Genomic DNA, 13,553 nt, shown 5'->3' with positions numbered 1-13,553 from the left:
CACTCCCTAACCACTCCCAAACGCAGATGAATATGACAAATAAGATGGCAGAGAAAAACCGCAGAAATTTCATTTTCTGTTGTTTCCTTCTAATGCTTGCCGAATAAGATGACTTAACTCATTAAAGTGTTCACTATAACGAACTTTCAGTGTGCGCGGCTCGGGTAAGTTTATTTCTTTATTATACATAATATTTCCTTTGCCCATCACAGACACATGACTCGACAAGTAAACGGCTTCTGAAATATCATGAGTAATAAATAAGGCGGTCATGTTTTGGTCGTTGCATATTGCCAGTAAATCATCTTGTATCTCTTCCCTGGTAATTGCATCAAGGGCTGCAAACGGCTCGTCCATAAAGAGAAAGGGCGGGTTTTTAATTAAGGCTCGAGCAATGGCTACGCGACTTTGTTGGCCGCCAGATAATTGTTGTGGAAACTGATGTGCCTGGTCACTGATTTTCATCAGTGATAGTAGAGATAAGGCCCTTTCTTGCTCTTTTTGCGTGCTTTTTCTTTTTAGCTCTATGGGGAAGAGGATGTTTTCCAGTACTGTCTTCCACTCTAATAAAGTAGGGGACTGAAAGACAAATCCAGCGTCCGCTATCGGTTTTTTTAATCGCTGCCCATTTATGTATACAGTGCCTTGGTCAGGTATTAACAGTCCGGAGGCTATGTTTAATAGTGATGTTTTTCCACAGCCGCTACGCCCGACTAAACAATGAAATTCTCCACGCTTAATTTCCAGGTTAATATTGATTAATGTGGGTGCTTTTTCGCCATAACTATATGCTACCTGCTCTATACGTAATCTATCCATTTGATATCTCTTAACTTCTATACGGCGAAAATTTATCAGCGTAGTATTCCACATCGTGCTCAATATCTACTACACGCACCAAGTCTAATAAGTTTGAAGTGCCATCATGGTGCCAACCTGCTTGCGGTGATGTCATTTTTCCGATAGATGCAATTCTCGTTACGCCCACTTCTGCAAGCATTGACGATAATTTAAACATCTCTTTAGGGTGGGCCGCAATGCCAGCCGTTTGCAAGTACTTTCGATAAGGAATTAGAATAGGTATCACTTGCTCAAAGTCATCAACTTCAATGATCCGTACGGTGCGATTTAACGGACTTGGTGTAAATGAGTCTGGTAGTTGCTCATAAATCACGGTCCAACTTCCTGACTCTTTGCTTAATACCGCCTTATCTAGACGAGAAAATAAACTGATTTCTTCTTTTTGCTTCCAAGAAGCAATGCTGGCTTCTTCCTCGAAGGAAAGCTCTTTCCGGGGATGACGCTTGTCAAACTTATCAAGTTCACATGCTATATATTCACTAAAATCTTTCGGTGATATGCTTCCACCTCGCTGCACAAAGAAAGCATGCGGTGAAAAGCAAGCTTGTTGATCATAATTTATCACATCAAATGCTGCGCGATGAGCGGTTTCCTTTGCATTGCGAGCATTCAGGCTTTCGCTAGCGATAAGACTAAACGCCATCTTATGCCCATATGGCAAGAAACGAGTGGTCACAGGTACGCGAGACTTCATTGCCGACAATGAGGTATTTCCACCATAAGCAAGCACCACATCGGATGCTTCGAATAGCTGTACTTCTTTTTCTTCATCCCCGCCTCGCCACCATACGATTGCTAAGCAGTCTTTAAGTTTTGGCTCTACCTCAGCTAACATTTGCGCGACCCATCCAGCAAATAGTGGTTCAGAACTCGACACTTTACCGACGGAGCCGCCTTTTACCAGCAGGCTCGATACCAGGCTCCATAAAGGGAGCCCAGGTACATTGCCAGCCCATATGTGTGTCATTAACTGTGGGCCAATTGCTTTCACATAACCGCCTTTGGTCACAGGCTGAAATTCATCAAGCAGCATAGGGTTTCCAAAATCTTCTACCAAAAACTTCAATAATTGCGGTTTTCTAAATGTCTTTAAAGATGAGGTCAAACCGAGGCGGATCATTTCTGCGTCATACCCAGTGACAATCGGCAATAATTTTTCAGCTTTTTTTCGATACGCATTATTTCGATCTAATAGGCGATGAACTACTTCATCCACAATTGCCACCATGTCAGCAACCGTAAATTTTGTTAATACTTCATTTCTTGTTTTTTTTACTTTTTCAATGATGTGCCCAATTTGCACCGCTGTTAATGCAGGCACTTCTACATTTAAGCTGACACCTTTATTTTCAAAGTTGATTGTTTCGTAAATAACTTCATCTTCAGCCAATTGCGGAATAAATCCCGCTCTTTCTATCATTTTATTGTACCTTTACCGAGCGAATAAATTCATCAAGCGCCAGAGAGCAACCTTTCGCATCGGCCCCTTGAACCCTTCCCAAAAATATAAATCCGTTGTCTTTTTTTACGCCCATATCTTCTGTCAAAATGGAAGAAACCGAGTTGTAGTTTGCTAAATCAACCTGGATCAGCACTCCCGGCTCTCCTTCGGGCATATCTTCCCCTGTGGCAGGGTGAACGACTCTTGTTTTAATCCAATGGGGGCCTGACATTACTGAGGGAAGCACTTCGCTGCCGTTGTTGTACAGTTGCGTGCTTAATTCAGTCATTCCAAACATATTGATGCAGTTCTGTCGCTCGACCCCAAGGTAGTCATGCATCTGCTGATAAAAGTGTTCGGCATCTAGTTCTGCTGATTGATTTTTGTAGCCACCTGTATCGAGTAATTTACTGCCTTTAGGTAAGGAAAATTTGCGATTTTTTTCTGCTAAGGCTTCAAATAAATGAACAAAACTAAAAGAAGCACCCAGTAGCGCATAGGGTTTATTGTCTGCTTCACGTCGTTCCAGCTCTAGTATTAATTTATCAATTTGCAGGCCCAAGTCATCGATAAAATAATCACTATCCTGATTGCTGAATTCTTTAGCGACTAATGCTAAATAATGCGCAAGTGAAGAGTTAGGCAGTGTGGTGGGAGTTGGGAATAAAATACCCATAGGCAACTGATCACAGGGTGCCATAAAACGTTCTTTAAAATGTTTAATGGTCGATAAATTATACACTTCTAAGCTAGGGTGGTAGTGCTTTCCCCGATTACCTGTTGTCGTTCCGCTGGTCATAAAAACAACAGTCTTTTCATTGGGAACACTGCAGCTCAGGCTGACTTGCTTAAATGCATCAATGGGCACGGCTGGAATGTCCTGCCAGCGTTTGACTAACCTGGGCGTTTTTCCTTTCGCTCGACAATAAGATTGATAGGGTAAATTATATTCAAATTGATATCTAAACAGTGCGAGAGCTTGTTCATCAAACTCTGTATCTGAACTATTTGATTGACTCACAAAACGAAGTGTACGTTCCATCATGTTTTGTTCCATTTCATCACTCCATTTTTTTTCATTAAAATACGCTCTGACTGACATTAAGGCGCCGGGTCTGGTAGAGACTAATTTATGGTCGAAATGCCATATGATATGGCGCCAAGTGTAACAAATCACTGCGCAGCAGTAACTCTTCACCGAGACTAACTTGACGGGGACAATGCTGCCGGAATGGGGTAATCCGTCTTCTCGATACAGGCCGGCACTATGGTTCGCAGCCACTGCTGAGGACAGCAGCTCAGCAGCTCAGCCGCTTAGCGGTTTCTACCAACGACAGAATGTGCTGTCGAAACAACTCCCCACGCTGGGACCAGACACCATAGCTGCCCTTGCGCCACAGCACATAGCCGCGTAATGCGCGCTCTGCCTCATTTTTGCTGTCAATGCTATGCGGGTGAACGCTTACCATTGCCGCGCCGGCCTACCACCACAGGGTGGTGATACCCAACACCAGAAAGAGCAAGGCGCTGACGCCGTGAATCCATCGCATGGGAATGCGTTCGGCGCCTTTCTTGCCGAGTAACACCACAGGCACGTTGGCGGCCATCATGCCGAGGGTGGTGCCGGCTACCACCAGCCAGAAGTCGTCCACGAAACGGGCCGCCAGCAGCACGGTGGCGAGCTGGGTCTTGTCGCCCATCTCCGCAATAAAGAACAGCACGAAAGTGGTGATAAAGGGCCCGTAACGGCGCAGCTGACTGTCTTCGTCGTCCAGCTTGTCGGGGATCAACATCCACAGCGCCATGGCGAAGAAGGAGGCGGCCAGCAGATATTGCAGCCAGAGTGGATCCAGCCAGTGCTGTATCCAGACACCCACAGAGCCGGCGAGGCCGTGGTTGAGCAGGGTAGCGGCCAGGATGCCAACAATAATGGGCAGAGGCTTTCTGAAACGGCAGCTCAGCACCAGGGCGAGCAGCTGGGTTTTATCGCCGATTTCGGCAATGGCGACCGCAAGGGTCGAGGTGGTCAGGGCTTCCACAGTATCTACCAGGGGGACAGGGTGTTGACAACCAATGAGCAGGCTATGCCGCCCGTCCCCGGTATCGGCATCAGCCTGTCAAAGGTCTCGTCAAACCAACGGTGTCTCGACAAAGACAACCCTGGTCACGGCCACCATGGTGATTTTGCACCAATTATGTTGACGACCGTCTCGCCTTTCGGCGAGAGACTACTCCCCCTTGTGCAGGAGCCGAGTATTTTAGCGGCAGAAACGTGAAAATCAAGGCGGAACTAACCGCCGACCTTTTTCACTTTCAGTCCGGCTTTGGTCAGCAGGGCGCTGACCTGCTCCAGGCGGTCGCCCTGAATTTCGATCACGCCTTTCTTCACCGCGCCGCCGGTGCCCAGCTGTTTTTTCAGCTGCTTGGCGACTGTGCCCACCTGCTCTTTAGGCACGCCGTACACGCAGATCACCCCGGCGCCCTTGCGGCCCTTGGTTTCGCGGCGCAGGCGCACCACGCCGTCGTCGGGGAAGGGGCTGTCGGTGGAAGCCGCGGCATCGGCCTGTTTGGCCTGCCAGTCGGGATCTGTGCTGTATACCAATTTGTTCATATGTTGGACTCGATGATCGGTGATAACGTCAGGTGCTGAACCGGCCGTTGACCAGGGTGGCTGTGACGTCCAGTTGCTTGTTCAGCACCACCAGATTGGCCACCTTGCCGACGGCAATGGAGCCGAGTTCATGGTCGAGACCCAGGGCCCGGGCCGGATAGAGGCTGGCCATGCGCAGCGCTTCTTCCAGCGGTAGCCCGACTCGTTCAACCAGGTTCCTGACCCCTTCTATCATGGTCAGCGCCGAGCCGCCGAGTGTACCATGCTGGTCCACACAGCGGCCATCGCGCACCAGGACGGTGGTGCCGCAAAAGTCGAACTGGGTCAGCTCGGGGCCGGCACCGGCGGCGGCAGTGGCATCGGTCACCAGGCACAGACGCGGGCCCAGTACCTGGTGTGCCAGTCGCACATTGGCATCATGGACATGAAAACCGTCCACTATAATGCCGGCATAGATACTGTCGTTATCGAACACGGCGCCAACGGCTCCGGGCTCCCGGCCGTTGAGGGTAGGGGTCATGGCATTGTAGAGGTGGGTGGCAAAGCCGATACCGGCGTCAAAGCCAGCCATGGCCTCGTCATAACTGGCGGCGGTATGGCCCATGGCCACCAGAATACCGGCCTCTTTCAGGCGGCGAATATGCGCCGGGCTGTTGCACTCGGGGGCCAGGGTGATTTTGGCGATCACCGCCGCATGGCGGCATAAAAAGTCCAGCATGGGTTCGTCCAACGGCCGGATCTGCGCCGCCGGATGAATACCCTTGCGCTTGAGGTTGGTGTAGGGGCCTTCCAGATGCAGCCCCGGCACCCGATGTTGATGCCGGGCCATGTAGTTCCGGGTGACCCTGACCGCCTGCTGCATATCCCGGTCGGGGGAGGTGATCAGCGTCGGCAGAAAGCTGGTGGTGCCGGACTTCAGGTTGGTCCTGTGCATGGTCTCCAGGGTGGTACTGCTGATGTCGTCATTAAACATGACCCCGCCACAGCCATTCAGTTGCAAGTCGATGAAGCCGGCGCTGAGCAGGGCGCCGTTCAGCGAGTGACGGGGCAGGTCTGCGGCAAGCGTCGCCTGGGGCTGAATGGCAACAATGCGATCTTGCTTTATCACCAAGGCCATGTCTTCGAGCAGTTGCTCGCCGTCGAACAGGGTGCAATCGGTCAGGGCAAACATGGATACGCTTACTCCAGATACTCGAGGGGGGAATGTTCTTGCCGTGCAAACCCGGTCAGGGTGTTTGGCTTTAGCGCCATGCGGGCGTCGGCGTCGCACACCACCAAGCAGCGGGCATGCAGCTGCAGACACGATATCGGCCAGTCCGGGTTGACGCTTTCTTCCACCGCCGCCCGCAGGACCTGCGCCTTGTGCTGGCCGGTCACCAGTATCATGACTTCTTCCGCCTCCAGCAGGGTACCCAGGCCTATGGTCACTGCCGTAGTTGGCACCAACCCCGGGTCATGGTCGAAAAAGCGGGCATTGTCCTGCCGGGTGGCCTCGGTCAGGGTACTGATGTGGGTACGAGAGTCGAAAGGCGACATGGGCTCATTGAAGGCGATATGACCGTTGCTGCCTACCCCCCCCATAAACAGATGAATACCGCCATAGTGGCGGATGGCGGCTTCATAGCGGTGACATTCGGCCTCCAGATCGTCGGCCTGGCCGTCCGGAATATGGATGTGCGCCGGGTTGATATCCACATGTTTGAACAGATTTTCGTACATAAAGTAGTGATAGCTTTGCGGATGTTCTGGCGAGAGTCCGACGTATTCGTCCATATTGAAGGTAACCACATGGCGGAAACTGAGCTTTCCTACCCGATGTAGAGCCACCAGTTCCCGATAGGTGGCCAGTGGTGTGCTGCCGGTGGGCAGCCCGAGTACAAAGGGGCGGTCGGCTGTGGGCGCAAAGGCATTGATGCTATCGGCAATATAATGTGCGGCCCAGTGGCTGACCTGGCCCGCGCTGGCGAAAGGGATTAAACGCATGGCTGGTTTCTCGTGGTGATATGCCGAAAGCCTACCATATTTCGAATGGCGGCCTCAGCAGGATTCTGGTCAGCGTGAAGCATGCTGGCGCGCCCATATTGCAATTAAGGAGATCTGTCGTGAATGTGCCGGGATACTTACAGAAACTGGGCAAGGCGCTGCTGTTACCCATAGCAACCCTGCCGGTGGCGGCCCTGCTGTTGCGTCTGGGGCAGCCGGATTTGCTGGATATCGCCTTTATTTCCGGGGCGGGGGCGGCCATTTTTAATCAATTGCCGCTGCTGTTTGGTCTGGCCATAGCGGTGGGCCTGACGCGGGATGACGCCGGTGCCGCCGCCCTGGCCGGCGCTGTCGGTTATTTTGTGCTGACCGGTGCCACTAACGGCATCAACAGCGATATCGACCTGTCCTTCTTCGGCGGCATTATCGCCGGCATCATCGCCGGCCACAGCTATAACCGTTTTCATCGGGTACGGCTGCCCGCTTACCTGGCCTTCTTCGGCGGCAAGCGGCTGGTGCCCATCATGACCGGGTTCTTCGCATTGCTGGTGGCCTTTATAGCTGGTGTTGTCTGGCCCCTGTTGCAGCAGGCCGTCGACAGTGTCGGCATGGCCATCCCCACCCTGGGGGCGTTCGGCCAGTTTCTATATGGTCTGCTCAACCGTGGGCTGATCCCGATAGGACTGCATCAGGTGCTGAGCAGCCTTGTCTGGTTTGGTTGGGGCGATTGCCTGCAGCTGAGTTATGAGGCAGCGGGCAAGCTGCAACAGTTGTGTCTGGATCCGGCGTTGGTACAGACCCTCACGGTGGGCGGCCCCGTGCCTGGTGTGGACGGCGGTGTGATCGCCGGGTTGGCCACCGAGGTAACCCGGGGTGACCTGCATCGGTTCTTTGCCGGCGACCCGACAGCCGGGGTCTTTATGGCCGGTTTTTATCCGGTCATGATCTTCGGCCTGCCGGCCGCAGCTCTGGCCATGATATTGACCGCACACAGGGGGAAACGTGCTCAGGTGGGCGGCCTGTTATTGTCACTGGCGGTGACGTCGTTATTGACCGGCATTACCGAGCCGCTGGAGTTCGCTTTCCTGTTTCTGGCCCCCTTGCTCTATGCGCTGCATGCGCTGCTGACCGGGTTGGCGCTGGTAGTGGCCAACCTGTTCGGTGTGCTGCATGGTTTTGGTTTTTCTGCCGGTCTGTTTGATCTGGTGCTGAACTGGGAACAGGCCACCCGGCCCTGGGCGCTGGTGGTGATCGGCGTGGTGTTCGCCATCCTTTATTTTTTCACCTTTTACTTCGCCATCCGGATATTCAACCTCAAGACACCGGGACGGGAGGAGGAGCCCCGGCTTGTTGACGGTGATAAGGCGGCCATCGAGCCGGGCGAGCTGGCGACGGAGTATCTGGCGGCTCTGGGCGGAGCGGACAACCTGGAGCATATCGACGCCTGCATTACCCGGGTGCGGTTGACCATCAAGGACCCAAGTCGGGTCGACGAAGTCCGGCTGACGGAACTGGGGGTCACCGGCATGGTGAAGCTTGGTAAGCAGAACCTGCAGCTGATTGTCGGCCCTCAGGCTGACATGCTGGCCGCCGATATCAGGGCGCTGACGACAAAGCCCTGACGGCTAATCTATGACAATAAGGCCTTGATGCCGAAAACTGCGGAATACAGGGTCATTTAAAACGGGGCTGACGGCGGTTGGCCCCGTTTTTTATTATTTCAGGGCATAAGTAAAGCAAACAACTTGAAAAAACAGTTTAAGTCAGCATATGCAAGCCGCAATGTGCCCGTTAACTGCAATTGTTCGGCGGCGCTGGCGGAAATGCTGCAGCCAGAATTTTCAGGCTGTCAATCGGGTGTTCGGTGGAGAATGAGACTCAAAATGTTATGCACAACGGGCCTGAGCCTTGTGGCATCAGGGTTAAGCATACTTATCCACCATTTCTGTGGATAAGGTTGTGGATTACCTACCCAAAACCGGTGAGAAGCCAGTCAGGGCAGGCTTCTCCGATAAGACGGCAAAAAAGTAACCAAAAAATAAGTACTTTAAAATCAAATGCTTGAAAAAAGATATAACAAATCATCGCCCGATATCTGAACGATAGCAGCGACATTAGAGTAAAGACACAGAATGTGGGTTTTTTGAAGAAAGCGCGGGGCTTGTAGTGGATAAGTCAATAGAAGTGGTGCGAAATTTGGCTCCCCCTGCTGGACTCGAACCAGCGACATACGGATTAACAGTCCGGCGTTCTACCAACTGAACTAAGGGGGAATCTCGTGAAGAGGCCGCAGATAATACGCAGGCCGGTAAGTGGGGTCAAGGACAAAATGTGAATTTTGACCCTTAAGACAATAGAGACAGTTTTCGCTTAAATTTACTGCTTCTCAGGGGGTAAACTGGGTGCCGAATCTAGAGGAGAGTGGGTAATGAGCAAAGATTTCCAACTGGTCAGCGAATATCAGCCCGCAGGTGATCAGCCGACGGCGATTGCGCAACTGCTGGAGGGGATCGATGCCGGCCTGGCTCACCAGACCCTGCTCGGGGTCACCGGATCGGGCAAGACCTTTACCGTGGCCAACGTGATTGCCGAGCTGAAGCGGCCCACCATGATACTGGCACCCAACAAGACCCTGGCCGCCCAACTCTATGGCGAGATGAAGGAGTTCTTTCCTCATAACTCGGTGGAGTACTTCGTTTCCTACTATGACTATTATCAGCCCGAGGCCTATGTGCCGACGACCGATACCTTTATAGAGAAAGATGCCTCCATCAACGACCACATCGAGCAGATGCGACTGTCGGCCACGAAGGCGCTGATGGAGCGGCGGGATGTGATTATCGTGGCCTCGGTATCGGCCATCTATGGTCTGGGCGATCCCCAGTCTTATCTGAGCATGATGCTGCACCTGCGCACCGGCGATGTGCTGAATCAGCGGGACATGCTGCGCCGGCTGGCGGAGTTGCAATACACTCGTAACGACGCCGGTTTTCAGCGTGGTACCTTCCGCGTGCGGGGCGAGGTGATCGATATCTTTCCGGCCGAGTCCGACAACCAGGCGGTTCGTGTAGAGCTGTTCGATGACGAAATCGAGCGCATCAGCCTGTTCGATCCCCTGACCGGTGGTGTGTCAAAAACGCTGGCGCGCTTTACCATCTATCCCAAGACCCACTACGTGACCCCGCGAGAAAAACTGCTCGGCGCCATCGAACATATCAAGGTGGAGTTGCAGGCGCGCAAGGCGCAGCTGCTGTCGTCCAGCAAATTGCTGGAAGAGCAGCGAATCAGCCAGCGCACCCAGTTCGATATCGAGATGATTCAGGAGCTGGGCTATTGCTCGGGCATCGAGAACTACTCCCGTTACCTGTCGGGCCGGGGCGAGGGCGAGCCACCGCCGACCCTGTTCGATTACCTGCCCGGTGATGGCTTGTTGATCATCGATGAATCCCACGTTACGGTGCCGCAGATTGGCGGCATGTACAAAGGCGACCGCTCGCGCAAGGAAACTCTGGTGGAATACGGTTTTCGTCTGCCCTCGGCGCTGGACAACCGCCCCCTGCGCTTCGAGGAATTCGAAAGTCTTATGCCGCAGACGGTATTTGTGTCTGCCACCCCCGGCCCCTACGAGCTGGACAAGTCCGGCGACGATGTGGCCGAGCAGGTGGTGCGCCCGACCGGTTTGCTCGACCCGGTGCTGGAAGTGCGGCCGGTGGCCACTCAGGTGGACGACGTGCTGTCAGAGGCGCGGCTGCGCATAGCGCAAAACGAGCGGGTACTGGTCACCACCCTGACCAAGCGTATGTCCGAAGACCTGACCGAATACCTGAACGATCACGGCTTACGGGTGCGTTATCTGCACTCGGACATAGACACGGTGGAGCGCATGGAGATCATCCGGGACCTGCGGCTGGGCGTGTTTGATGTCTTGGTCGGCATCAACCTGCTGCGCGAGGGGCTGGACATGCCGGAAGTGTCGCTGGTGGCCATTCTGGATGCCGATAAAGAAGGTTTCCTGCGCTCCGAGCGGTCGCTTATTCAGACCATAGGTCGGGCCGCCCGTAACCTCAACGGCAAGGCCATTCTCTATGCCGACCGGGTGACCCGCTCCATGGCCGCGGCCATGAGTGAAACCGAGCGCCGTCGGGAAGTACAACGGCAGTTCAACGAAGAGAATGGCATAGTGCCCAAGGGACTGACCAAGGGCGTGAGCGACGTGATGGATCTGGACGGCAGCCGCCGTATTGGATCCAAACGCGCCAAAGACAAGACACCGCTGCCGGAACACCTGCCCACCGCCAAAGAGCTGGACAAGCAAATCACTGAGCTGGAAAAAACCATGCTGGAACACGCCCGCAATCTGGAGTTCGAACAGGCCGCAGCCACCCGGGATCGCATCCACGAACTACGCGAGCAGCTGATCCGCAGTTAAACGGTGAGGTGGAGAGCTTCGTAGGTTGGGATGAGGAAGGGATCCCAACCTACGGACTACGCAGGGCCGTTACAGGTTTCTGCGTTCTATGGTTGTGCGGGTGCCTGGTAGGCAGCGGATCCCCACAGCGGCACGGTGGACATGGAATGCTTGAAGCTGCCTTCGGTTTCCTTGGTGCTGTAGGCCACATAGAGCAGGCTTTGGCTGGTCGCGTCGTAAATACGACGGATCTTCAGGCTTTTCAGGAAGATACTCTTCGATTTCTTGAACACCACTTCTCCGCTGGTCGACTTGTCGATGGCCGCTACCATGGCGGCGGTGATCTCGCCGGTCTGGCGGCAGCTGATCGACATGTCGGACGGATCGGCCAGACTCAGGTCGGCCACCACATCGGAGATATGACAGGTCACGCCGGGTACGCCCGGATCGGTCAGTACCTCTATCTTGATGTCCTTGGTGGTAAACAGGCCGAGCGACACATCGCCCACTTCATTATTGTCACAGCCTGCGAGGCCCAGGGTGGCCAGCAGCAGGGCGGCTATGGTTCTGTTTTTCATAACATTCCTTATGTTTATCTTTGTTGTTGTGATAACACAAAGCCGGCTCCGGGGCCAGTGAGCCGGGGTATGCATTTGCATTATCACGTTCAGCGACAAGGCTGATCCAGATCAGGGAAATATGAAATAGGCCTGAACTCACAATCCCATATGTTGTGTTTTAATCTAGTGTTAAGGCACAACATATAGTGATTGGTGACGATATGCTGAATGCCTTCGAACCTCGGGTGGTGCTGCAGGAAGTGCCGGGAGAAGTCAGCCTGGCCTGGTTGGTAACCGGCTGTCCGCTGGCGTGTTCCGGCTGTCACAGCCAGGACAGCTGGGATCCGGCGGCGGGGACCCTGTTAACACCCGAGCGGCTGCAAGGCTGGCTGACGCGTTATCAGGGGCTGCTCACCTGTGTGTTGTTTTTCGGTGGAGAATGGGATCGGGATGCCTTGCTGCCTCTGTTGCGGCTGGCGCGGGAGCAGGGGCTGAAAACCTGCCTGTACAGCGGTCGGGACAGGGTAAGCCAGACCCTGATGGCCGAGCTGGACTACCTGAAAACCGGTGCCTGGGTGGCGCACCTGGGCGGACTTGACTCCAGACACAGCAACCAACGATTGATTTGCCTGCACAGCGGCGGATCCCTCAATCATCATTTTTGGAGACGTTCATGATACGCCTGCAACCCAGCCAGCTCGATGCCAAGATCGCCAGTTTCAATGCCTATCTGAATGCCGGTAATGCGGCGGATGGGTCCGTGATGGATCCTAATGCCAATGTTACTCATAAAAACATCGCCACAGCCGAGGCGGAGCTGATGAAGGATTTTTTTGTGCAGGTGAACCGCGGCCTGGTGAAAAACAAGATAGCCGAGCTGTTTGGCCAGGCGCTGGCGACGGAGTATGAACGCCAGATTGAACAGCACGAGATTTATGTACACGACGAGACCAGCCTCAAGCCCTATTGCGTGTCGGTGAGCATGTATCCCTTCCTGCTCGATGGGCTGACCCGGCTGGGAGGCGAGAGCAAGGCCCCCAGACACCTGGAGTCGTTCTGCGGCGCATTCGTCAATCAACCCCGACTACCAGGCCTTTGTCAGTAAACGGCTGAAGATTATCTATGATGCCAACCGTGAGGCTCGCCGGGAATACGGCTACCTGTTCAATACCGAGTTTGTGCCGGCGGAAAACCTGGGGGTGAAAAACGCCAAATGGGACAGGGCCGACGGTTATCAGGTGCCACGTGACTGCTACAACTCCTACTTCTACGTGGTGGAAGACGAGGATGGCACCCAGGTTCTCGACAAGTTCGTGCTGCACGGGCGTGAGTTGGTGCAATTCCTGGACGGTGGTTCGGCGCTGCACCTGAACCTGGACGAGCACTTGACCAGTGCCGGCTACCGACAGTTGTACCGTATTGCCGCCTCCACCGGCTGTCACTACTTCACCGTTAATGTACGCAGCACCATCTGCAACGATTGCGGCCATATCAGCAAGCATACCGACTGGCAGTGTGGTACATGCGGTAGTGAAGACGTAGACCATGCCACCCGGGTGATCGGTTATCTGAAGCGGGTGTCGGCGTTCAGCGCCGGTCGCCGGGACGAACATGGCCGGCGCTTCTACCACCTTTAACAACAGGGATTGGGGATTAGGGAGCAGGAATTAGCGGCGTTGCTATTTGGTT

General features: G+C 53.9%; 13 protein-coding genes, 1 tRNA gene, 1 pseudogene and 1 riboswitch. Of the genes and pseudogenes, 5 read left to right on the top strand and 10 right to left on the bottom strand.

The window, feature by feature from the left end; translation table 11 throughout:
• Positions 1-69 precede the first annotated feature (69 nt).
• The 8 genes and pseudogenes from UN63_RS03885 to nagB all read right to left on the bottom strand — a co-directional run bounded on the left by UN63_RS03885 (position 70) and on the right by nagB (position 6,896).
• A complete protein-coding gene (locus tag UN63_RS03885; protein ID WP_104485467.1) occupies positions 70-819 on the bottom strand; it encodes an ABC transporter ATP-binding protein in 750 nt (249 codons plus the stop codon).
• A 10-nt stretch (positions 820-829) separates the two neighbouring features.
• Positions 830-2,281, bottom strand: coding sequence for an acyl-CoA reductase (locus tag UN63_RS03880; protein ID WP_104485466.1), 1,452 nt, complete (start codon positions 2,279-2,281; stop codon positions 830-832).
• A 1-nt stretch (position 2,282) separates the two neighbouring features.
• A complete protein-coding gene (locus tag UN63_RS03875; protein ID WP_219821065.1) occupies positions 2,283-3,347 on the bottom strand; it encodes a LuxE/PaaK family acyltransferase in 1,065 nt (354 codons plus the stop codon).
• 158 nt (positions 3,348-3,505) lie between these two features.
• Positions 3,506-3,741 (bottom strand): annotated as a pseudogene (locus UN63_RS03870) (IS66 family transposase); the annotation flags it as partial.
• 42 nt (positions 3,742-3,783) lie between these two features.
• Positions 3,784-4,341 carry a TMEM165/GDT1 family protein gene (locus UN63_RS03865; RefSeq protein ID WP_104485464.1) on the bottom strand — a complete coding sequence of 186 codons (558 nt, stop codon included), beginning with the start codon at positions 4,339-4,341 and terminating at the stop codon, positions 3,784-3,786.
• Between the two features lie 92 nt (positions 4,342-4,433).
• A riboswitch (yybP-ykoY riboswitch) is annotated at positions 4,434-4,551 on the bottom strand.
• Positions 4,552-4,592: 41 nt separating this feature from the next.
• The gene (locus UN63_RS03860) at positions 4,593-4,913 is read right to left on the bottom strand and encodes a translation initiation factor (RefSeq protein ID WP_104485463.1); all 321 of its coding nucleotides are present in this window, start codon (positions 4,911-4,913) and stop codon (positions 4,593-4,595) included.
• A 28-nt stretch (positions 4,914-4,941) separates the two neighbouring features.
• Positions 4,942-6,084 carry an N-acetylglucosamine-6-phosphate deacetylase gene (gene nagA, locus UN63_RS03855; protein WP_104485462.1) on the bottom strand — a complete coding sequence of 381 codons (1,143 nt, stop codon included), beginning with the start codon at positions 6,082-6,084 and terminating at the stop codon, positions 4,942-4,944.
• An 8-nt stretch (positions 6,085-6,092) separates the two neighbouring features.
• Positions 6,093-6,896, bottom strand: a complete 804-nt coding sequence (gene nagB, locus UN63_RS03850; RefSeq protein WP_104485461.1) for a glucosamine-6-phosphate deaminase — start codon at positions 6,894-6,896, stop codon at positions 6,093-6,095.
• 119 nt (positions 6,897-7,015) lie between these two features.
• On the opposite strand from nagB, the gene nagE reads away from it, so the two are divergent.
• A complete protein-coding gene (gene nagE, locus UN63_RS03845) occupies positions 7,016-8,518 on the top strand; it encodes an N-acetylglucosamine-specific PTS transporter subunit IIBC (protein ID WP_104485460.1) in 1,503 nt (500 codons plus the stop codon).
• 575 nt (positions 8,519-9,093) lie between these two features.
• On the opposite strand, the gene UN63_RS03840 is transcribed toward nagE, so the two are convergent.
• Positions 9,094-9,169 (bottom strand) — tRNA-Asn (locus tag UN63_RS03840).
• A gap of 155 nt (positions 9,170-9,324) precedes the next feature.
• Between UN63_RS03840 and uvrB the strand changes: the two genes are divergently transcribed.
• Positions 9,325-11,325, top strand: coding sequence for an excinuclease ABC subunit UvrB (gene uvrB, locus UN63_RS03835; protein ID WP_104485459.1), 2,001 nt, complete (start codon positions 9,325-9,327; stop codon positions 11,323-11,325).
• Between the two features lie 86 nt (positions 11,326-11,411).
• Here uvrB and UN63_RS03830 read toward each other — a convergent pair whose 3' ends face one another.
• Complete coding sequence (locus UN63_RS03830) at positions 11,412-11,882, bottom strand: CreA family protein (RefSeq protein WP_104485458.1); 471 nt, start codon at positions 11,880-11,882, stop codon at positions 11,412-11,414.
• 188 nt (positions 11,883-12,070) lie between these two features.
• Here UN63_RS03830 and nrdG point away from each other — a divergent pair, with 188 nt between their 5' ends.
• Genes nrdG through nrdD (UN63_RS17175) form a run of 3 tightly spaced genes read left to right on the top strand, consistent with a single transcriptional unit; the run spans position 12,071 to position 13,501 of the window.
• Positions 12,071-12,541, top strand: a complete 471-nt coding sequence (nrdG, locus tag UN63_RS03825; protein WP_229793508.1) for an anaerobic ribonucleoside-triphosphate reductase activating protein — start codon at positions 12,071-12,073, stop codon at positions 12,539-12,541.
• A complete protein-coding gene (nrdD, locus tag UN63_RS17180) occupies positions 12,538-12,969 on the top strand; it encodes an anaerobic ribonucleoside-triphosphate reductase (protein WP_219821064.1) in 432 nt (143 codons plus the stop codon). The genes nrdG and nrdD (UN63_RS17180) overlap by 4 nt, the downstream gene beginning before the upstream one ends.
• Positions 12,938-13,501 carry an anaerobic ribonucleoside-triphosphate reductase gene (gene nrdD / locus UN63_RS17175; protein WP_219821067.1) on the top strand — a complete coding sequence of 188 codons (564 nt, stop codon included), beginning with the start codon at positions 12,938-12,940 and terminating at the stop codon, positions 13,499-13,501. Before nrdD (UN63_RS17180) ends, nrdD (UN63_RS17175) begins: the two co-directional genes overlap by 32 nt.
• The last annotated feature ends 52 nt before the right edge of the window (positions 13,502-13,553 follow it).

The organism is Oceanisphaera arctica, assembly GCF_002936955.1.
GTDB classification, from domain to species: Bacteria; Pseudomonadota; Gammaproteobacteria; order Enterobacterales; family Aeromonadaceae; genus Oceanimonas; species Oceanimonas arctica.
The sequence above is the reverse complement of the archived record's forward strand: the minus strand, read 5'-3'. Positions and strand labels throughout refer to the sequence as shown.